This is a genomic window from Legionella sheltonii (genome assembly GCF_026191355.1).
Taxonomy (GTDB): domain Bacteria; phylum Pseudomonadota; class Gammaproteobacteria; order Legionellales; family Legionellaceae; genus Legionella; species Legionella sheltonii.
Window position 1 is genome coordinate 141,283 of sequence record NZ_JAPHOQ010000001.1, and the last position, 25,254, is coordinate 166,536.

Here is a 25,254-nt window from a genome sequence, read left to right on the forward strand (position 1 = left end):
CTAGCGTGGAAAGCAATGGAAAGAGCTACCCTTGGATAAGGATTTGAGCCGTGACCCGACCTATTTATTCCTTAACTATCCTCCATTCATTAAGTTTTTAATTAATCCGGTTTGCAAATTAATTTGTTTTAATGTGCTAAATTTATCATAATGGCTGCTTTTTCAGTCCAAGGGTACTATGACATCATTGCTTACCATCAATTTGTTAGAAGATTTAGTTCATACCGCAGAGGTGAATCAAGAAGGTAAAACGGCGGATTATATTCCAGAGCTTGCTAATGTGAATCAAGACTTGACTGCAATTGCCGTACAACCCTTGGGTGGACAGCTGCTTTCTTACAGTAACAGCCCGTTGAGTCCGGTAACATTGCAAAGTACAGCCAAGATGATTCCTTTGATTGGACTACTTGAAGAATATGGGGAGCAAGTGTTTGAATGGGTTAAAGTAGAACCTTCTGGAGATGATTTTGCGTCAATTACCCGTTTGGAACAATTTGGTCCCAAGCCATCAAATCCCATGTTGAACGCCGGAGCGATTACCTTATGCTCCCATATTCCGGGAAAAGGCGAACAGCAATTTGGTTGGCTAGAACATTGGACACAAAAACTGTTTAATCAACGTCTCAGTATTAATCCCCTCGTGTTTGCTTCAGAAAAACGCACAGGCAATCGTAACCGTGCCCTTGCCTATTTACTCAAGAGTAGAAACAATCTTGGTGCGGATGTTCATGAAACCTTGGATTTGTATTTTGCACTTTGTTCCTATGAAGCCAATTTAGAACAAATGCTTTTCCTGCCTACCCTATTAGCGAATGCAGGAAGGGACCCAGACTCTGGGGAACAAATCATTTCTACTGAAACCACTAAAATTACTTTAGCGGTTATGGCAACCTGTGGACTCTATGATGAGACAGGCACCCACATGGTCAAAACCGGCATGCCCGCTAAAAGCGGCGTATCGGGCTATACCATAGCAGTTGTTCCTGGTAAAGCAGGCATTGTGGTACTTAGTCCCAAAGTTAATGCCAAAGGCAATAGCATCCGTGGTGAAATTATGCTGGAAGGCTTGTCCAAAGCAATGAATTGGCATTTTGCGTTGCCTTAGGTATATGGCCTGAATGAAGGCTAAGTCGTTAACTGGGTTTGAGAATAAACCCAGATAACGATTATGAACGACTAAAGGGAAGAGCTTGGTTTATTCAAGAGCTCTTGGAGATCTTCAAGGTCCTTTTCGAATTTCGCGAGTATTTCATTATTTTCTTTATCTTCATCGGTCTCAGTGGCTGAATCCGCTGTGGTGCTGTTTGGAAACGAAAATATACTGGAGAATTGATTCAATAACGCACTTATTCCCTTTAGGGGCTGAAGTTCTTCACCTAGGCTTTTAAGCGCTTGCTCCAGTGAGTCAAGTGCTTCCAAGGAATTATCCAGTGCCTCAAAATTTTGCAACATAGGGCTCTCGTTCTCTAATTCCTTTATTTCTTGCAGTAACTCAGTTTGTTGCTGCATAAGATCTCTATACTTTCTATTCGCTTTTTTATTTCGGTAAGTTAGTATTTCCTTCTGAATATCGAGGAGTTCAGATTTTTTTTGGATTAATTGCAAATTATTGTTAATCCCTTCAAGGGCCCTGGCTTTAAGGAAATCAAAACCAAAACTCATTACATCGACTTTGCCCAAAATTTTCTCTAAGCCCTGGATTTGATTAGAAGCGAAAATATTTGCCTGCCTTCGTTGGTGCTTACTGAGTTTAGAATTCAGTTCTGCAGAAGCTTTTAGAACTCTTTTGTTTAAATTCATTACCTCTGGATCTTGCCGCAATTGCCTTAAGATCGCCCCTATGTATTTCTCCTCCAGGTGGTTCACCCGTTTCATTAAAAAACGCGAACTGGGATCTTCCATATGCAGATTTTGCAAGTTTTCCAATTGATCCTCAAAGCTTTTCAGCTCAGACTCTATAGCCTTTTTGTCCTCCAAACTCAGAGTCTCTTTCGTTAAATAAACTCTAAGTAATGCGTTCAATTTTTTGAAAAAATCAATGGATTCAATCGTTCTGTCGCGATTCATAAATAAAGCTTTTCGTAGAGGGTGTGTCTCTCCGGTGAGAATTGAATAAACAAGAGGCAATCCTTTATTGTCGGGCGCAAACAGAGATGCTCCGTGTTTAATAAGAACAGAGAGGCATTCATTCATAGGATGAGAGGGGCTATCCTCTTGCAAGCAGGCATGTACAGCGGATGCGAATGATTTTTTGAACACAGTAACGCGTTGGTTATTTATGTCTATATCACTATAGGTCAAAATAAAATCAAGTAACCTTGAATTATTTGTTTGTAACGCAACAGTGAGAAATTTTTCAGCGCGGAGTAGGTGGTGGCTTGAGGTTAACAACGCAGCCAGTTCAAATTGGTAGCCAAACAATAAACTAGGTAATAAATCCGCTTCAAGTTTTTGCAGTTTTCGACGTATGTTTTGTAACTGATGCAAATCCTTCAATCGGATATGACGCTCATAGGTCAGGTTAATTTCATAAGTTTTTGCCAATAATTGTTCGATTTTTTTCGCCTGAACCTCACTGGATGCTTTACTCAATTCTTCAAATTGAGTATTTAGCTCCCGGAGTTCCTCTGCTAATTGATCAATAATCAAAACTTTGGTTTTAGTACTTTGGGTCACTTCTTCATGTGAGGAGTTATCTTCTTTTTGCGCCGCTTTATCGTGTGAAGATGGTTCATCTTTTAAAGATGCTTCATCTTGAGGAGAAGGCGCTTCTTTCGCAACATCTTCAACATGATTATCCTCATTAGTACTTGGGGTGCTGGTAATCAATTCAATCGAGGTGGTATGGGGTTTCTTAAGAGAACGCGCGGTCGCTTCATGAAAGCGAAGAGCCTCTACGTAGCTGGAAGACCGGATGAGTGGGATCAGCTCTTTTAAAACACCACAGGCTTCTTCTGTGATTTCCAAAATTTCGGTAGTATTTTGTTGTTCTGAATCAAAATATTTTAAGAGCCTTTGATCACAATCCTTGTAATCAGTTTCTAAATCTTTAATTTTTTCCTGATGTCGTTGTCTTAATTGATTGATCAGCGGTTCAGTATGCCTAAGTGCTAAAATGATTAATTGATTTCTCATATGGGTACTGTCGATTAACTTATAGCCATCAACAGTCGCTTTCTCAAAGGCAATATTTTGAATTAATTCATCGAACGCGTTGAAATACACATGAAGACGATATCGCTCACCCGATTGGTTTATAAATTCAGCAGTGTAATGGTATTGACTTAATTTGGGATTTTGACGATTTTCATTCTCATATACACTAAGGTGATGGTTATCCAATGTATACATGTTTTCTTGGTCTTTTATACTAAATTTTTCAATAGGCAGTTCGATACGGTAATAATAGTGTTGGCTGCTTTTATTGAACCCTAATATCAATTTATGTCCCTGAGGTAACTGGACAATAGACTCATTTTGAGAAAGAAAGTTAAAAAGAGTATTTTTAGCCATTTTTGATCCTAAGAATAAAATATTGCCCACATTATACTTAAAGATTACTTTTAGTAAAAAAATAATTTTTTTGGGTGATTTTAGATTCTTTTTGTATCAATTAAACCCGGATTGTACTGCTTAATAAGCAATAGGAACAATGCATTAAGGACGCTGTTGAGGTTCAATTCAATGAGTCATATTATTGCAGGAGTCAATGTATGAATGACTTTTTAGGGGGGGGGCTAGAAACGGGGTGAGATCCCTTGAAAAAGAAGTATTCCATTTTTATAATGCGCTAAAATAATAACCGAAGAAGTTCTATTATGATCATTTCCACAATTTACTTTCCAAATTTTTTTCAAACGCCTGCTGAAAAAGCCATCCGAGACAAACTTATAGCCAAAGAAACTTTAAATTGGGACGTAAATAAATATCAAGCGTTATTGCAACTCAAGAAGCATATCTCAAAAATCACAGCAAGCCTCCATGAATTAAAAGCGGTTGTGGGAAATTTAGACACTCAATCTTTAGAGACACTCATTACAGAAGCATTAGATAAGACACTATCGGATAAGCAATTTAATCCTGCTTCATACGTTAAACCATTAACCAATACCTTTGCTCGATTAAAATCAGAGTTAGAAGAAGATAAAAAAGCAAGTAAGTGTTTTGGCGGTATTAATATGCTCGCTAATTCCATAATTGCTACGGTTGGCGGCCTTGGAGTTGTTCTATTTGGGCTTAGTGTATTTACTGCGCCCTTGGGAACGGCCCTTCTTGGTCTAGGTATGATGCTTGTATCCACTTTAGTTTTTGCAATTACAACCTACAGTCTCTATGTGGACGGACGATTTATGGCGGATAAACAGCTCAAAGAAATTGAGGCAGGTATAAACTTTTTATGCAGCTATCCCGATGGGGATTCGCTGAATGCTCAGTTCGAGGATCACGATCACACACTATTTTGTTCATTTAAATGTTAACTCAATTCACCGTTTCGGTTCGAATAACTCATGATGTTATGGGGCTTAAGATCCCATAACATCGTTCAAAGCTTAGATAGTGTAGGTTGATAGGGCAAAATGTTTATCAAACTCATGTTGTAATTCAGGGCTCTCATGGTGGTGTTCGATTAAATGTTCTTTTAATGAACTAAGTTGAATATCACAGACAGCGCCTCTTATTTTTAAGGCGTTAAGTATTTCTTCTTTCTTGGGTGGTGACTGATTTTCAAGGCGATCAATTAAATCAATGAAAATGTTTTTGGCATGAATTATCGCCTCCAGAGCCTCCACTTCTTTTCCTTTAAGTTGGGATGCAACACGGGCAAATCGCAGATCGGCATCAAGGCGTTCCCTATAATAACAGCCTAATAGCGCGTCCTTATAAAAAATATAAGCTTGTTCAAGATCTCCAAGGCGCTCATAAATGGCGCCAGTAAGCGTTGCGTAGCGACTCTTATCATCATCGAATTCGGCTTTTCTCATGTTGGCTGCATAAAGGGCTACTTTGCTAAAATAGGATACACTTTGCTCATAATTCCCAGCAAATAAATGCAGAAAACCCAGTTGCTTATACGTCTCGTATAAAGTTGGACTCCCTAGATTGAGTACTGGATTTTTACTTTTACTCATTACCGCTTCTATTCCCTTAATGATTTTTTCAAGTTCAGTTCTTTTGCCTTGCATCAAGGAGCTCAGTTCATTTGATGGCTTTAAAACAAATTGCTCTATTGTTCCATAGGGGTCAATTGATTCTAATATAGACTGTGAAATTTTTTGAGCTTCATCCTGTAAACTCTTTAACTGGCTTCTCAGCTCCATTTGTTTATCTTCTGGAAGGATATCATCAGTATATTGGTGTACATTATTGTCAAAAGCGTTCTTATAAGGTTCGGTATATAAACCATTTCTTGAGATGACTGTTAAAGATTCAGATTTCGGTTCAAATGCAGTGCTGTAATAGTAAGCATGCTCTAAGGCGTTATTAATAATTACATTAGACTTAACGACTTTTCCTGGAATTCGCTCTTGTAATGTCTCTAAAATTTCTTGTTGGACTTTTTTTACATTCCAATACTCAGCATTTACAACCACAATCACTTCTAATTCGGAGTCAGGATGAGTTCCGATCGCTTTGCTGCCGTAATAGTGTGGATCTAAATCGATGTAGGCTGGTTTTTTACTATTGGTCAGGGATGCATCAAAATTCATGGAAAACATACCATACATGCCAGTACTTACCACTGTTCCCGCCAATTTATTTACTGGATCATAGGGTCTTCTCAGCGCTTGTGGTGATACATGCAGCATAAAAAAATTATTATGCGTACGATCTTTTACAATCACCGTATGACAATGGTGTATACCGACTGATTCTAGAATAACCTCTTCTTTAGGATCGATGATAATAGGTTCATAAGTAGTTGTATCTGTCTGAAATGACTTATCAAATTCTGGGTGCAATCGATAAAAGGTTGATTGGTCTGGGGAATATTGAACCGCATTGTCTTCTGATACTTTTATAACAAAAGGCATATTTTATCCTTTTAGATTAACAATAAAACATATAGTGTAACGAGTGAAACTTAAGATTTTATTAATGGTTCGTTTACAATGCTTAAAATAAATGGATGTTTATAAGGAAGTCCAGCTCGTGTTCTAAATTGAGTTAAATTTTTAGGAAAGAAAATCGGCTATAATCACTGGCCTTCGAGTATACTTAAAACAATTAAAATTGTTGTAGAGTGTAGAAATGGAAGAAAAAAAAATCACTGAACGCGAACCCAGGGCCATGTTGATTGCAGGTCAAAATGAAACAGTGAGAAAAACGGCGACCCAAAAAGGATTCCCGGCTACAGTAGGGTTAGAAGGATGTGTGGCACTCATTATTGCCGATAAAAAAGGCAATGTCAGTATCACTCATGTAGACGCAGATACCGATTTATCCTTCATTAAGGACGAAGTTGCGTTCATGGATGGAGCTTTTACCATTGATTTAATAAAAAAACCGGCTAAAGGCCAGCTGGATCTAAAAATTCTTAGGGCTTTACATGAAATGGGTTTATCTCAAATCCCCTCAACAGGTGAAAAGAGAGTTGTCGAGAGTGGTGAAGGGACCGTGGTTTATAATTGTTTAAAAGGAGTCCCTCAGACATTTTCATTTAATGATTTTATAGAAATTGCTTCGCCTGAGGTGATACCCAAAGCAACAAATAAGTTATACACCTTGGGTTATAGTGCTGAAACGTGTACTGAAGATGCTCTGAAATTCCAGTTAAGAGTGTACAGTCGTCAATTAAATCAGGCTTTATCATCTAAAGCTACTGCTTTACCAATATTAGTACACGATGCATCAGGTTGGCTGGAGACAGAAATGAAAATAGATAAAGAAGTAGAATTAATTTTAGCTAAAGGCGGGCCACAACACGTCTCATTTTTTCAATCATCGCAAATGCACTCTTTAAATTATGTTTTACCACGCTACACGAAACTGGTGAAACATGTTGAGTCTCAGCAACAAGCCCCATCTTCTGATTTTTAAAATGGGCGTAGGTCCATCCTACGTTGGCCCCAGATCGCCAACTATGCTATATTTATATTTAAGTTTGCAATAAATTAAGAGTCATTTTAAAACCTTATTTTTCAACGTGCATCTCTAAAAAATATGGAGAATGTTAGATGAGCACTCAGCAATCTATTCGTATAGGGCAGTCAACCGCAAACGATCCCCAGGCAGCGGTTAAGGAATTTTATGCTGCAGTGCACCAACCAAATATGGAACTGGTTCTATTTTTTTGCTCGAGTCAATATGACCTAGATGTCATAGCCAAGGAAATAAATGGGTTGTTTCCAAATATAAAGGTAATTGGATGTACAACGGCTGGTGAAATCGGACCCAGCGGTTATATAGAGCATTCTCTTTCAGGAGTCAGTTTTTCATCAGATGGTTTTACTGCTGTGGCTGGACATCTTAATGATATAAAAAATATTAATTACGACAAAGGACAGGTATTTGCCAATAATCTCCTTCAACATCTTGAAGCACAGGCACCATCTACTAATTCTGAAAACAGTTTTGCTTTTTTATTAGTGGATGGATTATCCCTTCGCGAAGAGCAAATCACTCATATTTTGCAAGATGCATTAGGAGAAATCGCACTTTTTGGTGGTTCTGCAGGCGATGATTTGCATTTTAAGCAAACCTGGATATTTGCCGATGGGGCTTTTCATACTGATTCTGTCGCGCTTGTCTTAGTCAATACAATCTATCCTTTTAAGCTATTCAAATCACAACATTTCGTTTGTGGGAATGAAAAGCTGGTTGTGACGCAAGCAGATCCTGAGCGTCGCATTGTTAATGAAATTAATGGCTATCCGGCAGTGGAGGAATATGCGCGTATCGTCAATACTCAAGTTGACAAACTGGATCCCAAACAGTTTTCTGCGACCCCACTTGTAATACGCATCAACGGAGTTGATTATGTACGTTCGATTCAAAAGGCTAATCCCGATGGAAGCTTAAAGTTTTATTGTGCAATTGATAACGGTTTAGTTTTTATGGCCGCACATGGTATTGATCTTATAAAAAATATTGAGCAAACCTTTCAAGACATTAAATCATCTATAGGTACGCCGCAATTGGTTCTAGCGTGTGACTGCATCCTTCGTAATCTGGAGATGCAACGGGAAGGATTGAAAAAGGACGTAGAGAAAATTTTTCAAAATCATCATGTCGTTGGTTTTAGCACTTATGGGGAACAATTTAAGGGAATTCATATCAATCAAACCCTCACCGGCTTAGCAATAGGTGAATTACGGACAGATAGCGATGTCTGAGAAAAGCAAGCCTAAAAATACACAGGAATTGCACGCAGAAATCGAGCGCCTCAATAAAATTATCAAGGCATTGATTGATAGAGCAGAACAAGATATGAATACGCCAAGAACAGATTTTGGAGTATTTCAAAATACAATTTTTCTTGAAGATAAGGTAAAAAAACGTACCCAAGAGCTGGAAGAAGCCCTGCAACTCAATGCAAAAATAACACGTGCTTTACAACAAGCGAAAAAACAGGTGGAACTCAGTGAGCAGTATTTACGTGACATTACATCGGCACTTGGCGAGGGGTTAGTCGTTATCAATAAAGATGCGGCGATAGAGTTTATCAATGCTGCTGCCTGCAGTATTTTAGGCTATCAGGAAGCGGAAGTGCTTGGTAAAAATGCCCATTTACTCTTTCATCATTCGTATCATACTCATGCTCCTTATCCGATTGAGGATTGTAAAAATTTGGAAGTCATAAAAACCGAGAAACCCTATGCGAGTGATGATGATTACTTTTGGCGGAAAGACGGTACATGCTTTCCTGTTTCTATAATTACAACGCCAATTAAACTCAAAGAAAGCACTAAAGGGATTGTGATCGCATTTCATGATATAACCCAAGCGATACAGGAACGAAATCGTTTACGTGAAATGCAGTCGGCTATTGAACAGAGCCCAGTATCAGTGCTGATTGTTGATACAGAAAGAACTATTATTTACGTTAATCCTCAACTCATTAAATTGTCAGGCTATAAGAAAGAAGAATTTTATGGTCATACAACTGATTTTATCCAAAATAATCTAACACCAAGAAAGGCGCTTACTAATTTACGAAAAACTATTCGATCTGGTGCATCCTGGAATGGTGAACTTCTCTTTCACCGAAAGGATGGTAGTACGTTTTGGCAATCTTGGAGTTTTGCCCCCGTTTTTGATAACTATGGAGAAATCCAACATTATGTGGGAGTAGGAGAAGACATTACAGAAAAAAAGAAGCTGCAAGTTTTGCTGCAAGAAATGTCTTATCTGGATGGATTAACTGGCGTAGCCAATCGTCGTCGATTCGACGACTTCCTGAAACATGAATGGAAGCGTGCTTTGCGCTATGCCAAATCAATCTCCTTGATTATGATCGACATCGATTTCTTTAAACGTTATAACGACAGTCTGGGGCATTTAGCTGGTGATGATGCCCTGAAGTGCGTTGCGCGTGCGTTAGCTGAGACAATGAATCGTGGTACCGATTTACTTGCGCGCTATGGTGGTGAAGAATTTACATGTATTTTGCCAGATACTCCTGTTGCAGGTGCTATCCAATTTGCGGATACATTGCGTGAAGCTGTTTATGCATTGAAACTGCCTCATCCAGATTCAGATGTTTCTCGTTTTGTAACGATTAGCTTAGGTGTTGCTGGATGTATTCCACAGAACGATGATCCCACTTACTTAATAAGGCTTGCTGACGACGCTTTGTATCGTGCTAAAACCTTAGGACGAAATCGCGTTGAATTTAGTGATTCCACCAAATAATTGTTAAAATAAGTCCTTTTCCCGACAAGGGTCGAGGGATGCCTAATCCCCTCTCCCCACACCTTGGAGAGGGTTTAGGGTATCCTATATTCTGCAAAAGCATTTACTTATTTGGGTGTCAATTGCTCAGTCGTTGTTGTCGTGCCATTGTTATTGGTAGTTGGTTTAAAGAATTTTTGGTCTGAAGGGAGTGATTTTTTACTTAAATCATCTAAAAACTCATTCATCAAAATTAATTGATTTTTAAAATCTTCCTCCAATTGAGGATTTTTTAAACGCTTTTCTTCAAACATTTTGATTGTGAGCTGAAGTGCTTCTTTGGGTTCAAGAGAACCGTTTTCGTCTTGATAAGCATTCAATTCAGAAGATATTTCGCTTTGAATGGCAATAAAGGGTAAGTGATTTTCAATGGCACTATAAAGGTTGAGAATAAATAATTGTTCTAACTTGATTTTGAGCTCGGGATCCTCCTTTGCAAACTGGTTGATGAATGCGTTTTTAAGCATCATAAAGCCAGTTAATATTTGTCCCATTGAATGTTGTTTGGAGATTAATGGCCTATGGTTAAATTTTTTCAGATTTTCATTAACATAAGGATAATAATCTGCAGCTTGCCCCCCACGAAATTGCATTACTCCATCGCTATAAAGCCATGTGGTTATTTTATCCTTTTGTAAGGAAGTGGTCTGGACAACTTTATCTATGAACGATCGCATTTCTTTTTCATAAACGCTAAAAGTAAAAAAATTGGCCATGAAAGATCCTTATTCATTAAATTTGGGAAAAGCCAGGGTACATAAAATACCCACAAGGGTAAAGAATTTATTTTAAGGGCCTAGAACATTTCAGCCATGCTGGTTCAAGCTCGCGAATGTATAGAGAGCCATAGAAAATGGTGATAAATAAAATGACACAATGGAATTATTAGACATAATGAAGCTCATTTTGGTAGAGTCTGTGAATCATGGAGCGTTGTAAGGAAACAGAATGTCAATAAAAAACGTCATACTAGAATTGATGGTTATCGATATGAATGATCTTATAGCCTTATCAAATAAACTTCGAAATCATCCAAATTACCCTCGTGTGCAATCGATTACCCAGATCATGCATGAGCAAATCCATTTATTAGACAAGATCCCCTCCCATTCGTGGAGCTCTAAGCAAGTACTGCAAGTGCATCATCAACTGGAACCGCTACTTACTGAAAATAACCGATGCACTACTTGGTTCACTAAAATTATAGATCGCTATTGTGCCAATCAACCGGATCTAAACCAACGATTGAATCATTTTATTCGGCGTATTCTTGGTCCAGTCATCAAATTATCGGAATATGCTCATGGTGATAAAAAATCATTGGTTATTGAGTTTCCAAATCAAGAAATAAGGGATGTATTTTTGCGTCGATACGGAATCAAAGAGGTACAAGAAACCCAAGAAACTGGCGCCCTGGTTGTCGATGGAAATAAGGTTTCTTTCCCCGCTTTTCTATCAAAAAATCAGCTGTTAGGGGTTACCTTTCCGACGGTTGAGGCAAAGGATCGCGTGATTCATATGCTGAATTTCGCTAAAGCAAATCTTATCGTTTCTAATCCCAATGAGCGCACTCTCTATCTCAATGACCGACGTATACATGATACTGCTTCACGATTTCATATTGCGGTAGTTTGTTCGTACTTCACTGAATATTATAAAATTCAATATGCTTCTCATATGCTTGCTCAAGCCTATCGCGATAATAATAGTTTCTTTGGTCCGGGCAAATTTCCTCGGGAGTTGACGTTAAAAATTGCATCGGATACTTCTTCTTCCGATGCAATTTCTATAGAGGAGAGAGAGCAAATTGCCTACGACAATTTTAATCGACCGTAAACTAGCGTTTAATGTAATACGTGTAGCTTATATCATCATCAGTTGCTGATTTTTTCTGCATATCGAGACTTTCTTTGCGTGTTGGTATGTCTGAATCATCCTTGGCAAAGAAGGTGCATTGACTTACATTTTTAAAGCCCAAACAATTTGGCTTAGGACGTTCCGTTAGCGCTCCAGCATCACACGTTTTTGTTTGGACGGTGACTGATTTTTTACCGAATTCACCCAAGCCTGTGTAATAAAGTTCTGCTGAGCCGCTATTATCGAGATTGATTGCATCAGTACAACCGAGCGCCTTAAATAAATCCCCAAACTCCTCGGCGGTGACTCCAAAATTGCGATTAGGATTATGGATGACCATTACAACCAGGGTGTTGCCATTATTTTTGTATCCTACGCCGGTGCGTGGCAATCGATTTGAATGATTATTATTTAAATCAGGGGTTTTTTGCTGGGTTTTATCCTGAAGAATAATAAATCCTGATACGGCATTTTTCTGATTATAAAAGTCGGGATTTTTTTCTAATTCAAGATCAATTTGAGCATGTGCAATGATCTCCGCTTTTTTAGTTGATGCATCAAAGGTAATCGTATCTAGGCCAACATTTTCTTGATCAAGCACCTTATGGGTAGATACCAACTCACCGTTACTCAGGGATAACCCAATAAGATAGGTACGTGCTTGCTTTCTAGGGTTGATTTTTTCTCCCTCGTTTGGCACACCGGTGGTCCATACATTAAACCAGTTTGCATTGACTAATAAATCGGGTTGCTCCATATCGGGGTGCCCTTCTTGCCAATGGTCACGCCATTCTTTTAAGGTGAATAAGGGCGCATCAAACTGGCCACCTTCATAAGGTTGACCATAGCGATCTGGGAAGTGAGGTCCATTAGGTACAAATGCCTGATATTCAGATAATGGAATTTCTGCAAAATAACCTTGAATATGTTCACGGTGTGGATTTTTAGTCAAAATTTCATCGAAACTTGCCAAAGATCGTATGTCTTGAACCTCAGTCGCTTTCATAATGCGGCTGATTTTTTCATTGACGGCATCAGTCCTTGTTTTATATTGCTTGCTGAACACAGATTAACCTCACTGTGGTTTAAATATCATGTACAAAATAATAATATTTTTTTATTAAGGAATTATTAAAAATAGGCTTGATTGGTCATTTTGTTCGCATATTTTGCTGTTTTGTTTATCATTTAATAAGGTTTTTTACCAAAAAAATTTTGCGGTGTTGCGAAAAATCCATTTTATCAGCATGGATTTTTCAAGACGCTTCTATGGAGAGCGGGAGGCAGAATGCTTAAAAAGAAGGGCTATAAAATTTGAAAGATGAGGGTTTTTTCTCAATCTGTTGTGTTAACTCACTGACTTTTTGTTGCAGTTCAGCAATTATTTTTTGTTGCGTGTCGAGCATGGTCTTTTGCTTTTCTGCTCGTGCTAGTGTCCTTTGATAGTGAAAGCAGAGCAAATAAATAGCCAGCATTTGTTTGGAAGAAACGCTTTCTGATTTTTTTTGCTTTTCTTGCTGTTGTGTTGCTATTGAATTCAGTTTCTCTTCATATTCTAAATTTGTTTTTTTATGAAGAGCAATTTGCGTGAATAATTCAGGTACTAAAAAAGTATGCTGATGTTCGTTGCAAATTTGTTTTGCTATGTTTTTAAGATCTTCATTTGAAGAGAGTATAGTGATTTTGAATGGTTTTAAAACGTTATCTTTTAAAATATCTCCTGAATTGCATAATCCGTCTTCGAAATATCCTTTGATTTTTAAACCATAAAGAGGATTGGGAACCGCCGGACTCTCTGCAGTTTTGCTGTAGGTGACTTTATAAGTTTTTGATTTTGGGGTATCCAATAGTCGTTTAAGATCTATGAATAATTGAGCAATTTGATTGGTGTATTCTTCTAATTGCATCGGTTCAAGTGATTTTTTTTGGTCCAACAATACTTTGAGCGAGGCCACTTCATGCAAAAGATAAGATAAGAAAGGACTTCTTCCACTATCGGTACATTGTTTAATCAGATTACTTAAATAGATTTTAAAAGGAATTTCTTGATTTTGAATTATTTCTTTAGCACAAATGAGGTATTTTGCTTGCAATAGTTCTTCATCCGTTTCTGTAACTAATTTTTTTACTTTAGGTTGGCCGTCGTGATAACGAAGGATCACGGTGGTTAAGGAGTAGATTAATTCTTCTAGTCTGGTCATGTAAAATTCCTTTTAAGCTATCCATAGTCTAAATGTGGAACTACATATCAACTTGATATTTCACTATACTGAATGTTTGGCAGGGGCGCAAGGTCTGCTCACGAGCACGTATGCATTGGTGTAATTGAGTGTGTCGTGAGTATTTTTATTTTAATCCTTCATCAATGGCACGTAATAAAGACTGAGGATCTTCAAATGCTAAATCTTGTTGTAAACTCCAGAATGATACGCCGCCGAGTGGTATGGGTTTGTTAGCATTGTTACCCAGCGGATTGTTACCTTTAATATAAGCCATTTTATTGGCAATAGATTGTGGGCTGTCACAACTCATGAAGCGATACATAGTGCTATTTTCTAGGGGGATAAGGCCATAATAATTTTGTGTCTCCAGAGTAGAAGTGGATTGCTGACGGTAGGCAAATAATGCCTCTCCATAATGGTTCCACGCCTCATTATAACTCACTTGAGAATTAATATTAGGGTCAATCACTGGCCTATGTAAACCGGGATTTTTTGCCTTAGTATCGATTGATTTTCCATCTACATAATACGAGTGGCAATAAAAAGGTACGCCAAGAAGAATTTTTTCAGCGGCTAAACCTTGTTGATAGTAATGGGATATCGCCATATCACCAGAGGTTTTGGGATAGGGATAATGGGAGTCTTCAGGACGATCATTCTCATAAAGGGCCGCACCATGTTCGGTTCTCATGCCAAACGTACCATAATGGTCATAGGCCATGACAGTCGTCCAATCTACTGCTTCGAACCATAGTTGAGCATCTGGATATTTTTCCCAATACCAACTTGTTCCGGGAACGGCATTACTCACACAATATCCTGAGGGGCCGATTTCTGCTTTTAATTCGCGGATCAATGCGGCGATATTTCTTATCTCCTCAGCAGAGGCCAGCAATTCATTTTCCCAATCAATATCAATACCATCCAGTTGGTTTTCTTGCAGTAAAGATTTTGTTGCCTCAATAAAGGCTGCTCGCTGTTTTGGCTCGTTAATAAACTTACTGAATCCCTCGCGATCACCCCAACCACCAATAGCGATGATCACGGGTAAATCCGGTCGAAGTTGTTTTAGTGTTTGGATATTTTTTATATCACTCATTGTTAGTTTGGGTAGGGTATTACCCTGCGAATTTGTGACAAGTCGTACAAAAGCATAATTAACTATATCAACTGCATGCAATTGGGCCCGGAGTTTTGTCATATCTTCCTGTTCAATATTCCATTGCGAGTCTGCTCCTAAATAGGCAACTATTTTATTGGCTTTGGTTGTGCTTTGCGTACAAAAGGGTTCCCAGGCATAAGCACTTAAGGTGGTAAATCCTAATAAAGCGAGGAGGACATATTTTTTCATTGTTTATCTTCTTAATTGCCAAAAAGTTTGTTTCGTCTATGACGATGATTGGTTTTTGTACATTGCTTATTATTGTACCTAAGGTAAACAACCATGCGGATCTGTTATTTCTGACAGGGGGGCAATGATTTATAGAGGTAAAAATGATTGGTATCCGGATCGGAGGAGCAGCTTGGGAAGAAAAGTCCCCAAGTAGTTGGAAAGGACACCCCTTTATATTCTTAATATGTCACGTCTTAAGTAGCAACCGTGTTAATGATGTTGGGAACATTAAATAACGTGAGTGATCAATTTAGTAACAAAATGGTATAATTATTTTTTATTTATGGTGGTGCATGGGTTAGATTTTATTATGGCTTTATTATCAAGAGCAGAGTTTGTAGCAATATGTACTCAGGCTATTTTAGACACACGAAAGAAAATAGCGATCAGTAACCAAAAAGGTGGATACATTAAATATCACCGAGAGATTAAAGAAAATAGCTATTTCGCTAAAAATGTTCGTGCTCCGCTTAACGAAACTGAAGAGTCTCAATATAAATATCGACATGATCTTATTGAGTATGTGGGTATGGGTAATTGTCATGAATTGGCAGATTATCTTTTAGTGGAGATAGGTAAGGAAATTGATCGTCTAGGCGCTAATGCGCGAATTCGTGTTGTTCGCTCGGTCAAATGGGATCATGTTTATTTAGAAATTAAAATTCAATTAAAAGATGAAAATGATTACTCCTTTTGAGAGGTTGATGCCTGGGATCCGCGTATAATAGATATCAGTACCCGGCCTGATGGGTCGATTAAAAATCATGAGTCCCTGCTTTATGGATATTCCACCGATACACAAAATTCTGTATATACCCATGAAATTAACTACAAAAAAAAATATACTTTTTTTAATATGCTACCTCAACCCATCCCGGGAGGTCCTCTTGGAAATGCGACTCCAGAGCGAGAAATGGTGAGTAAGCATGCTCTATTGTACGATGATTACACCTTGGAAGAATCAATGGAAGCGGAAATGTTTGATTCATCGGGAGAGGTGCATTATTTGCAACAAATTTCAGGTTGGCAGCATAAATAAGATTTTTAAGGTTGTTGCCCTCATCCGCCCTGACGGGCACTTTCTCCCTATTAGGGAGAAGGGTAGGGGTGAGGGCTTTACCCAATGATTGAATTTCCTCCCGTGTTGTAATAGTTTAAGTAGCTCATCTTGTACGTTTTTTTTGAAATGCCTAATTAGATGTTACAAAAAATCGCTTTGGCTATCCTACTATTCACGAGTTCATTATCTTTTGCGGAATCGGTTGCAAGTACGAGTATTTATCCCTGCGCAAATGGCAGCATCCTCACTTATTTTAAACGGCCAACGATTATTACCAGTGCCTGTCCCGTACCCTATGGCCAATTTACCTTGGACGGGGGCATACAATACAACGAATTCATTAATCGAGACGAGAAATGGACATTACCTCAATCCAAAACTCGAATTGGTTTACCGTGGCTCAGCGAATTGAGCATTCTTTTTCCCAGCGAAAGAATCAATTCTCATGCAAATATTTTGGGACTTTTCGCAACGCAATTGGCGTTAAAACATGATATTGCCTACACCCAATATTGGAATGTTGCGACACGAGTAGTTTACATTCCCGCTTCAGGGAGCAAAGATTATGGCACGGCACATGATGGCTATTCCCTCAATGGGATTTTAGCGTATAAAACACCTATTTTTAATTTTACTGCGATGGCCTCCATTTCCTCCTGGAGCACTTCCAGTGCAGCTGGCGGCGTACGTTATAATAGCTTTAGCCCGGATGTTTGCTTTGGTTGGTACGCTCGAAATTGGTTACAGTTTTATCTGGAAGTATTTGGGCAAACACGTACAGCGCCAAATCAGGGCGCAGGATACAATTTGGATACAGGGCTTATTTTTCTCATTACTAAAGATTTTGCAATCGATATGGAAATAGGGAAAAGCCTCAGCGGTGAGCTTGGCAACTTTAATACCTACTATGGAGGAGGGGTGAGCTTTATGTTTTAAACATCTGGCTACAGTAATTTCCCCTGTTTATCCGGATGGTTTTTTTTTCGCCGATTCAGCATAATGAAACTACATGGCAAGAATTTGAATTTTCTCTATCAGTTACAGGAGCAAGGATGTCGTCTGAATTAATCGATAGCAATCGTCGACAGTTTCTTAAAAATGCAGCCGTTGTCGTTGGCGGTACTCTTATTGCAGGTTCTACACTTGCAAAACCTCTATTAGCATTAGAAAAAAAAGAGGAGGATGTCTCTCCTGATGAGGATTTGATGCGGGAGCATGGTGTTTTGCGTCGGATCATGCTTATTTATCGAGAAGCGATTAACCGAATTGAAAAGGAGCGCGATTTAAATCCCGTACTTATTAATAAGTCGGCAACAATTATTAGACAATTTATTGAAGAATACCATGAACAACTGGAAGAGAACTTTCTATTCCCACGCTTTGAAAAAGCCGGTCTTCTGGTTGATTTGGTGGCCACCCTGAAAACGCAACATCAAGCGGGCAGAAAATTAACCAATTATATTTTAGAGACGACTCGCGCAAAAAGTTCCAAATCGCACGATAAAAAGCTTATCGAAGTTTTGTACCAATTTATAAATATGTATGAACCCCATGCTGCCCGCGAAGATACGGTTCTGTTTCCTGCCTTTAAGTCCATTGTCTCTGATAGTGAGTACCAAGAGTTGGGCGAAAAATTTGAAGATGAAGAGCATAAGCGCTTTGGAACGAAGGGGTTTGAAGGAATTGTGTCGCAAGTTGCTGAAATAGAAAAGGAATTAAATATATATAATTTGGCACAATTTACACCGCATGGTTAACTACTCTTGCTCAAAATAGCCGGTAAGGAAGCATTAGAATGAAACTCATTAAAGCTATCCGTAATTTTACTGAAAGCGAATTATTGAACCTAGTTGGATTAATTCTAAATGATGCATTGTCTATGAATCCCAGAGCATTTTGGGATAAATATCATTCTTTTGAAGTTCCTGAGCCGTTAATTCATTTTAAATCGGGAAGTGAAAACAACACATCAGCCCTCTGTTTGGTGCTGAAAGCAATCTCTGATTGTAGGGGAGAGCCTTGTGCGTTAGCAAATTTAATCCTTTGTTTTGAGTTTTTAATCGAGAGTGGGGCAGATATAAATATCAGGATAAAAGACGACTCTGGTAAAGAAGTCACTCCTTTATCTTATCTTGTAACAAACCAAATCATCCTTGGCGAAAATTATTTTCGCGAAATTTTGGATATTGGTAAAAGAGCTAAATTGCCTATAGCAGCTTCCACTTTAGAAAAAATGATATTGTATTTACTTCTAAATCCCTATGTGCCTGATCTTAAAAAAAGGAAATTAGTTGATCTTCTGATTTTGAACGGCGCCGAAATCACGACCGAACACGAGGTTATCTGTGTAAGTGATATATTCTTTCAGGAGTATAAATATAGATGGCGTTGCATGGTATTGGAACGAAAACATGAAAAACTTCAACAACAAGTGGAAGGCTACGAACTGAACGTGCAACGTTTGGAGCAGCAAAATAATTTACTTACCGAGCAGCTGGCGCAACTGACGCAGAAGATCGATTCTTTAATAAAATCCTCGGAAAAAGTTGACACAAATCCAGCGCCAACGTGGCACTCTTTTTTTGGACTTTAAGCCAAGCCTTTGAATAGGGGCAATTATCCTCATAAAAAGAATCTAGTTTTGATTAAACGTCGAATTGAAAGGAGTCAAAAAATGAAACTTAGCAAGACCACTCGAATTTATAATGAAAGAGAACTGCTTGACCTGTTTGAAAAAATTCATCGTGATGCCTTATGTAAGGATCTAGAAGATTTCACAAAAAAATATGATCCTTTTGAATTTCCTGAACAGTTAATTCAATTTAATTTTGGACATGGTGAAACAATCCTCCATAAACTAATGAAGGCAGTATCCGAACTATTAGCAAGAAAAAATAGTATCGATTTTTTTGAGGCAAAACTGGCTCGATTACTTTATTTTTTTGAATTTTTAATAAAACATGGGGCAGACATAAACAGTACATTTAGAATGAAGATAGGTATTACCCCTTTAACCTATCTTTTGACCAGTCCATTCCTCGAGGATAGCAGTCCCTTCTTCAAGATCATTGACAAATATAAACCTACGATAAATAGCGAAACTTTTGCAGTAATGATAGATGAGGTAGCTTTTAATGAACATGTGGATAATTTTACGAGAGCGTGTTTAATTGATAAATTTATCTCTTGGGGGGCCGAAATAACACGCGACCATGAGTTTGTGCACAATAATTCTAATTTTTTTCAAGAGAATCTGCATCGCTGGAAGCACGATGCACTATTACGGAAACAAGAAATACTTAGAGAAAAAGTTACAGAACATGAGCGGACAATTGAGGATTTAAGACAAAAAAATAGACTCATCGAGGAGCAATTATCTCAATTAATAAAAAAAGTCGATTCTTTATTAAATAGTTCGGAAACCCTTAAAATAGATCCAGAAACTTCGAGAGCAAGTTTTTCATTTTTTGTAAATAACTCGAATAATTGAAAGGTATTTCATGATAATGAAAATGGTGAAAACAGCTCGATCTATAAAAAGCAAAAATTAATAGGGCGTGTTGACAATTTATCCCCACCGGCTACGTGCCGCGACGTGTTCGCGGCATCCAGGAAATGGTCAAGTTAAAGATGGACTTAATTCATTGCTCTAATCGATTGATGAATAAGAGCAAACTCATAATATATCGATTTCAATATCAAGTATAAAACGAGTTTGCAATGGCTAGACTGATGCTCAGTGATGAGCTATGGTCTAAGCTAAAGGAGATAATGCTACAACATCAGATATATGACAAACCTAATGTTCGTATGATGGTTGAGGCAATGTTATATCGCATGCGTGTAGGCTGCTCTTGGCGAGACCTACCTAAAGAGTTTGGATTTTGGAATTCTGTCTATCAACAATTCAATCGTTGGTCCTCAAAGAACAAGTTGATGATGATTTTCAAAGCGCTCATACAACATCCTGATCTTGAATCGGAATTTATTGATGGCAGTATCGTTCGTGCCCATCAACATAGCTCAGGCGCCATAGGAAAGAAACATCAAGCAATAGGGAAATCCGTTGGTGGTAATACAACAAAAATTCATAGGGCAGTTGATGCTTGCGGCCTTCCGATTGAATTTCAATTGACTGGCGGAGAGGTACATGATGCTAAAGCAGCTTCAGGTCTCATTGAAACACTCCCTAAAGCTGATTACACCATTGCAGACAAAGGATATGATAGCGAGGAAATTCGAGATCAGATTAGGCAAAAATCATCTACTCCAATGATTCCTCGGAAGACGAACTCTAAAACTGGGAATGCTGATATTGATTGGGGTCTATACAAATATCGTCATCTAGTTGAAAACGTATTTGCGCGACTTAAACATTTTCGAGCTGTTGCCACAAGATATGATAAATTGAAGAGAAATGATGCGTCAATGCTCGCAATGGCTTGTTCCTATATTTGGCTACCAATGTAATCAGTGAAATTTAGGTGATATCATCGCATTGAGTCCAACACTCTGAGCAAAACAAGGAAGCAAAATGAAGTCATTTTATGTCTATATTATGGCAAGCAAGCGAAATGGTACACTATACGCTGGTTCAACATCAGATTTAATTAAACGAGTCTGGGAACATAAAAACAGCCTGATTCCGGGATTTACAGCTAAGTACAATGTACATATATTGGTTTATTATGAGGTTCATGAAACCTATATAGAAGCTGCTCGACGTGAAAAGCGATTCAAAAATTGGCCCAGGCAGTGGAAGTTAAATTTGATTGAGAACCTAAATACAGAATGGCATCATCTTTATGAAGAAATTTGCCACTGATTAAGATCGGCTGGTTGCCGCGAACACGTCGCGGCACGTAGCCGGTGGGGATGAATTGTCAACACGCCCTAATAGTCCATTTTGATCCAGGAAGTACTTTTTTAAAATGGGGCCGTGTTGGAGGTAAACCAGTTCATTATAATTACAAGGACGTCCTATATCTTTCTAATATGCTGGGTGAGTCTTCAAGCGAATCATTGGTATAGGCTAATAATTGCTCCGTTTTGGAAGACTCTTTGGGATTGGGAAATATGAGTTTATTTATGTCAAATCCTTGTTTGTCTAATATTTCAATTAAACTATCAAAACTTTTTTCAGGAAGCGCTTGGCTAAAAGCGGCCTCGGCCCGTTTTACAAATTCTTTGGCTTTAAAGTCATCTGCGGGAGCAAAATGCCATCTGCCAGCCATAAACCCCAACCTTGCATGAGAATAGTTGTTTTTTTCATGGCTATAAAAAGTGACAGTCAGAAGTCCGGGGACAGAACTTTCCCGTAAGAGCCATACTTCCTTATCTGATTTATAGGGCGCATCTTCCAGGTCCAGTCTTTCACCAGCCTTAGCAGCATTCATTGCTGATGAAAAAATAATTGAATTTTTTTCTGATTTTGCTTCCATGATAACTCCATCACACGATTGTCCAATAAAGATTAGTCAATGAGACTCTTTTTAAGTGTAGACTATTTTAATGCGGTGGTTCGAAGGGTTGAGTTTGCTAAGGGCGCGATATAACTCGAACGAGGCACACAGCGGCGCTTTGGGTTATAAATTGGACTGCTAAAAGCCATCCCTTTTCAGGACAATCATTTTTTCTTTGGACATATCCTTCATCGTCCAGGGTATTCCACCCACACCATAACCCGATTGCTTTAACCCAGCAAACGGCATCCAATCGGTGCGGAATGCGGTGTGATCATTAATGAGCACCGTTGAGGCATCAAGGCGTTCGGCTGCGCTTAATGCGGTACCTAAATCTTCTGTAAATACACTGGCTTGAAAGGCAAAGGGTAATGAATTTGCGGTATGAATTGCTTGCTCCATCTGTTCATATTCATAAACACAGGTGACCGGACCAAAAATTTCCAATTGGGATACTTTGGCATCAGCGGACGGATTGAGCAGTACGGCGGGAATTAAGGTGGTTTCAGAAAGACGACCGCCACCAAAAAGTGTTGCTCCTTTGGCTACCGCTTCATCAATCCACGATACGACACGCTCTGTTTCGCGAGGGAGAATCAATGGCCCAACTTCAGTTTCTTTTAATAGTGGATCCCCCACGCGCAGTGATTTGACTCGCTCCACGAATTCATCCATGAATGAAGAGAGGATCTCTTTATGCACAAAAATCCGTTGTACGGAAACACACACTTGTCCGGCATGATAATAGCCGCCTTTAGTAAGCGCTTGTGTGGTTTTAGCTCGATTCGCGCTGCGATCGACAATTACGGGGGCCGCACCTCCATGTTCTAACGCACAGCGAGTTCCAGGCGCAAGTTTGCTTCGTAGGTACCAGCCAACTTTTGCTGAGCCAATAAAGCTTAAAAAAGCGATTCGTTCATCAGTTACGAGTTGTTCGGCTAAAGAATTATCTTCGGTAATGAACGTTTGACACCACGCTTCATCAAGGCCGGCTTGCCGTAGTAACTTAATCAGTTCCAGACAACATAAGGGAGTTGTGGTTGCGGGCTTAATAATGACCGGACAACCTACAGCGATTGCAGGCGCAACTTGGTGAACAATGAGGTTTAGGGGATGATTAAAGGCAGAAATAGCAGCCACTACGCCAATGGGTTCTTTAATCGTAAATGCCCAGCGATTATCACTGGCAGGGGTAAGGCCCATTGGAATTTCTTTGCCTGCAAAATGTCGTAGTTCTTCTGCCGCATCGTTTAATCCATCGATAGCACGAGTGACTTCAATTGCTGCATCAGTAAATGGTTTTCCTCCTTCTTGTGCAATAAGCCGTGCAAAGCGGCCCTGGTCCGCTGCCAATAATTGGGCGGCACCTTTCAGGATGGTCATGCGTTCGTGAGGTTTCAGCCATCCAGCACGATTTCTTAGAGCAGATGCTGCCGTATTAATCTTGGTTGCAAGAGCTTGGGCATCATCCGTAGGAATTTCTTTGATTAATGTGCGATCAAATGCGTGTACCACGTGCAGTGTGTTTTTCATTATTTCACCTTGTGCTCTGGTGGCAACCGATTTTGTAATTCATCCACAAGTACGCGTTTATTCTCCGAGTAGTCGATTGGAAAAATGACCAGATGTACCCCGCCCTCATTGAACGCATTCTCCAAAATGGATTGAAAATCTTGAATGTGCTCCACTCGTGTACCTCGCGCCCCATAGGCTTCTGCATATTTGACTAAATCGGGATTAGAGAAGGTCATTCCAAAATCGGGGAAGTGATCTACTGCTTGTTTCCAACGGATCATGCCAAAGGCGTGGTCTTCGATCACGAGGACGACAAGGTTTAATTTAAGGCGAACCGCGGTTTCTAATTCTTGGCTGTTCATCATAAACCCCCCATCGCCACACACCGCCATCACCCGGCGCTTAGGATACAGCAGTGAGGCCATAATGGCTGAAGGAAGGCCTGCGCCCATGGTCGCCAGCGCATTGTCGAGAAGAATGGTATTAGCCATTTGGGTGCGATAATTTCGCGCAAACCAGATTTTATACATGCCATTGTCCAGCGCGAGAATCCCATCGCGTGGCATCACTTGTCGAACATCATGAACCATGCGTTGTGGAGTAAAGCGATCTTCAGTAGAGCGCGCAGTAATTTTACTTAAAATACCTTCCCGCAAAGGAAGGAGGGCATCTGCATGAGGAATCTTGCCTTCTATCTTATCGGCCAGTAGTTTTAAGGATGGACCCATATCACCAATAACCTCTGCCTGGGGAAAATATATTTTTTCTACGGTAGCGGATTGATAGCCAACATGAATGACTTTCAGCTGGGGACCCATGATAAACGGTGGTTTTTCAACGGTGCTGTGGCCAATGGTAATAATGAGGTCGGCTTGTTCTATCGCCTCATGCACATAATCGCGTTCTGAAAGAGCTGCAGTGCCCATATAAAGTTCTGTGGTTACAGAAACCGTGCCCTTACCCATCTGCGTGGTGAAATAGGGGATATTCGTTCGAGTAATAAATTGAGCCAACGCATTGGTTGCTCGTGGACGGGAAGCTGCTGCGCCAAGCATCACCAGCGGGCGTTTCGCCGCCATGATCATTTCAGCGGCACGATTGAGGGCCTCCTCACTCGCAATAGGGTATTCAAAAGGATGTGGCGGAATGAGCGGCACCTGCTTGCTCTTTTCTGCAGCAATGTCTTCAGGGAGTTCTAAGTGAACTGGGCCTGGGGTTTCTTCTTCTGCAAGATGGAATGCTTCGCGCACTATCGTAGGAATCATTGACGGGGAAACTATTTGGCGAGACATTTTGGTTAAAGGTTGCATTGCCGCCACGGTATTCACCATTTGAAATCGCGCTTGCCGTGAGGATAAAACTCCTTTTTGGCCAGTAATCATGATCATGGGCATGTGCCCAAGAAGTGCATAAGCTGCCCCGGTGGTAAGATTGAGGGCACCAGGGCCAAGCGTGGTGAGACAAACACCCGCCTTACCCGTTAAGCGACCATAGGTTGCTGCCATGAATGCAGCGGCCTGTTCGTGTCGGGTCAGTACCAGTTCAATGGACGAGTTGCGAAGTGCTTCAACAACGTCAAGATTTTCTTCCCCAGGAATGCCAAAAATGTGTTTCACACCTTCATTTTCCAGGGCTGCAACTAAGAGTTCGGCGCCTTTGATCATATTATCCCTCATGCTTTCAAAAGAGTCCTTATCTCCATATTATAGGCCTATATTTTTTATTGCGTTTGTTATGTTAAGGAGTGACTTTTCTGCCCCCAGTCAGGGAGCCATTTAGCAAAGTGTTTCCCTTCTTATAATAATTACTTGATTTAATTATAAATAAAACAAAAAATATCTTTTTATGAGATTA

Annotated in this window: 23 protein-coding genes; 14 read left to right on the forward strand and 9 right to left on the reverse strand. The window is 39.5% G+C overall.

Features of this window, described 5'->3' with window-relative positions:
• The first annotated feature begins 178 nt into the window (after positions 1 to 178).
• Entirely contained in the window at positions 179 to 1,105 is a 927-nt protein-coding gene (gene glsA / locus OQJ26_RS00600) for a glutaminase A (protein ID WP_265701969.1), read from the forward strand.
• Between the two features lie 71 nt (positions 1,106 to 1,176).
• On the opposite strand, the gene OQJ26_RS00605 is transcribed toward glsA, so the two are convergent.
• Complete coding sequence (locus OQJ26_RS00605) at positions 1,177 to 3,513, reverse strand: hypothetical protein (protein ID WP_265701970.1); 2,337 nt, start codon at positions 3,511 to 3,513, stop codon at positions 1,177 to 1,179.
• Between the two features lie 305 nt (positions 3,514 to 3,818).
• Here OQJ26_RS00605 and OQJ26_RS00610 point away from each other — a divergent pair, with 305 nt between their 5' ends.
• Positions 3,819 to 4,478, forward strand: coding sequence for a hypothetical protein (locus OQJ26_RS00610; RefSeq protein WP_265701971.1), 660 nt, complete (start codon positions 3,819 to 3,821; stop codon positions 4,476 to 4,478).
• A gap of 72 nt (positions 4,479 to 4,550) precedes the next feature.
• On the opposite strand, the gene OQJ26_RS00615 is transcribed toward OQJ26_RS00610, so the two are convergent.
• The gene (locus OQJ26_RS00615; protein ID WP_265701972.1) at positions 4,551 to 6,032 is read right to left on the reverse strand and encodes a tetratricopeptide repeat protein; all 1,482 of its coding nucleotides are present in this window, start codon (positions 6,030 to 6,032) and stop codon (positions 4,551 to 4,553) included.
• A gap of 217 nt (positions 6,033 to 6,249) precedes the next feature.
• Between OQJ26_RS00615 and OQJ26_RS00620 the strand changes: the two genes are divergently transcribed.
• The 3 genes from OQJ26_RS00620 to OQJ26_RS00630 all read left to right on the forward strand — a co-directional run bounded on the left by OQJ26_RS00620 (position 6,250) and on the right by OQJ26_RS00630 (position 9,852).
• Positions 6,250 to 7,038 carry a hypothetical protein gene (locus OQJ26_RS00620; RefSeq protein WP_265701973.1) on the forward strand — a complete coding sequence of 263 codons (789 nt, stop codon included), beginning with the start codon at positions 6,250 to 6,252 and terminating at the stop codon, positions 7,036 to 7,038.
• 137 nt (positions 7,039 to 7,175) lie between these two features.
• Positions 7,176 to 8,333: a nitric oxide-sensing protein NosP gene (gene nosP, locus OQJ26_RS00625; protein WP_265701974.1), complete on the forward strand. Its 1,158-nt coding sequence runs from the start codon at positions 7,176 to 7,178 to the stop codon at positions 8,331 to 8,333.
• Positions 8,326 to 9,852, forward strand: coding sequence for a sensor domain-containing diguanylate cyclase (locus OQJ26_RS00630; RefSeq protein ID WP_265701975.1), 1,527 nt, complete (start codon positions 8,326 to 8,328; stop codon positions 9,850 to 9,852). The genes nosP and OQJ26_RS00630 overlap by 8 nt, the downstream gene beginning before the upstream one ends.
• 107 nt (positions 9,853 to 9,959) lie before the next feature.
• On the opposite strand, the gene OQJ26_RS00635 is transcribed toward OQJ26_RS00630, so the two are convergent.
• Entirely contained in the window at positions 9,960 to 10,607 is a 648-nt protein-coding gene (locus OQJ26_RS00635) for a hypothetical protein (protein WP_265701976.1), read from the reverse strand.
• 232 nt (positions 10,608 to 10,839) lie between these two features.
• On the opposite strand from OQJ26_RS00635, the gene OQJ26_RS00640 reads away from it, so the two are divergent.
• Entirely contained in the window at positions 10,840 to 11,727 is an 888-nt protein-coding gene (locus OQJ26_RS00640) for a hypothetical protein (protein ID WP_265701977.1), read from the forward strand.
• A gap of 1 nt (position 11,728) precedes the next feature.
• On the opposite strand, the gene OQJ26_RS00645 is transcribed toward OQJ26_RS00640, so the two are convergent.
• The 3 genes from OQJ26_RS00645 to OQJ26_RS00655 form a co-directional block, all read right to left on the reverse strand.
• Positions 11,729 to 12,814 (reverse strand): phosphodiester glycosidase family protein, encoded by a 1,086-nt coding sequence (locus OQJ26_RS00645; protein WP_265701978.1) that lies wholly within the window; start codon positions 12,812 to 12,814, stop codon positions 11,729 to 11,731.
• Positions 12,815 to 13,040: 226 nt separating this feature from the next.
• A complete protein-coding gene (locus tag OQJ26_RS00650) occupies positions 13,041 to 13,949 on the reverse strand; it encodes a hypothetical protein (protein WP_265701979.1) in 909 nt (302 codons plus the stop codon).
• Between the two features lie 145 nt (positions 13,950 to 14,094).
• The gene (locus OQJ26_RS00655; RefSeq protein ID WP_265701980.1) at positions 14,095 to 15,321 is read right to left on the reverse strand and encodes a glycoside hydrolase family 18 protein; all 1,227 of its coding nucleotides are present in this window, start codon (positions 15,319 to 15,321) and stop codon (positions 14,095 to 14,097) included.
• 352 nt (positions 15,322 to 15,673) lie between these two features.
• Between OQJ26_RS00655 and OQJ26_RS00660 the strand changes: the two genes are divergently transcribed.
• The 8 genes from OQJ26_RS00660 to OQJ26_RS00695 all read left to right on the forward strand — a co-directional run bounded on the left by OQJ26_RS00660 (position 15,674) and on the right by OQJ26_RS00695 (position 21,248).
• Positions 15,674 to 16,060 carry a hypothetical protein gene (locus OQJ26_RS00660; protein ID WP_265701981.1) on the forward strand — a complete coding sequence of 129 codons (387 nt, stop codon included), beginning with the start codon at positions 15,674 to 15,676 and terminating at the stop codon, positions 16,058 to 16,060.
• A 216-nt stretch (positions 16,061 to 16,276) separates the two neighbouring features.
• A complete protein-coding gene (locus tag OQJ26_RS00665) occupies positions 16,277 to 16,402 on the forward strand; it encodes a hypothetical protein (RefSeq protein ID WP_265701982.1) in 126 nt (41 codons plus the stop codon).
• Positions 16,403 to 16,561: 159 nt separating this feature from the next.
• Positions 16,562 to 17,359, forward strand: coding sequence for a transporter (locus tag OQJ26_RS00670; protein WP_265701983.1), 798 nt, complete (start codon positions 16,562 to 16,564; stop codon positions 17,357 to 17,359).
• A 116-nt stretch (positions 17,360 to 17,475) separates the two neighbouring features.
• Positions 17,476 to 18,180, forward strand: a complete 705-nt coding sequence (locus OQJ26_RS00675; RefSeq protein ID WP_265701984.1) for a hemerythrin domain-containing protein — start codon at positions 17,476 to 17,478, stop codon at positions 18,178 to 18,180.
• 38 nt (positions 18,181 to 18,218) lie between these two features.
• A complete protein-coding gene (locus OQJ26_RS00680; protein ID WP_265701985.1) occupies positions 18,219 to 19,016 on the forward strand; it encodes a hypothetical protein in 798 nt (265 codons plus the stop codon).
• A gap of 81 nt (positions 19,017 to 19,097) precedes the next feature.
• Positions 19,098 to 19,913, forward strand: a complete 816-nt coding sequence (locus OQJ26_RS00685; protein WP_265701986.1) for a hypothetical protein — start codon at positions 19,098 to 19,100, stop codon at positions 19,911 to 19,913.
• Between the two features lie 230 nt (positions 19,914 to 20,143).
• On the forward strand, positions 20,144 to 20,893 hold the full coding sequence (locus OQJ26_RS00690; RefSeq protein ID WP_265701987.1) for an IS5 family transposase: 750 nt from the start codon (positions 20,144 to 20,146) through the stop codon (positions 20,891 to 20,893).
• A gap of 64 nt (positions 20,894 to 20,957) precedes the next feature.
• Positions 20,958 to 21,248, forward strand: a complete 291-nt coding sequence (locus tag OQJ26_RS00695; protein WP_265701988.1) for a GIY-YIG nuclease family protein — start codon at positions 20,958 to 20,960, stop codon at positions 21,246 to 21,248.
• 142 nt (positions 21,249 to 21,390) lie between these two features.
• On the opposite strand, the gene OQJ26_RS00700 is transcribed toward OQJ26_RS00695, so the two are convergent.
• From OQJ26_RS00700 to OQJ26_RS00710, 3 genes are all read right to left on the reverse strand, one after another.
• A complete protein-coding gene (locus OQJ26_RS00700) occupies positions 21,391 to 21,864 on the reverse strand; it encodes a hypothetical protein (protein ID WP_265701989.1) in 474 nt (157 codons plus the stop codon).
• A 159-nt stretch (positions 21,865 to 22,023) separates the two neighbouring features.
• Positions 22,024 to 23,418: an aldehyde dehydrogenase family protein gene (locus OQJ26_RS00705; protein ID WP_265701990.1), complete on the reverse strand. Its 1,395-nt coding sequence runs from the start codon at positions 23,416 to 23,418 to the stop codon at positions 22,024 to 22,026.
• A complete protein-coding gene (locus OQJ26_RS00710) occupies positions 23,418 to 25,064 on the reverse strand; it encodes an acetolactate synthase large subunit (RefSeq protein WP_265701991.1) in 1,647 nt (548 codons plus the stop codon). Before OQJ26_RS00710 ends, OQJ26_RS00705 begins: the two co-directional genes overlap by 1 nt.
• Positions 25,065 to 25,254: the final 190 nt, after the last annotated feature.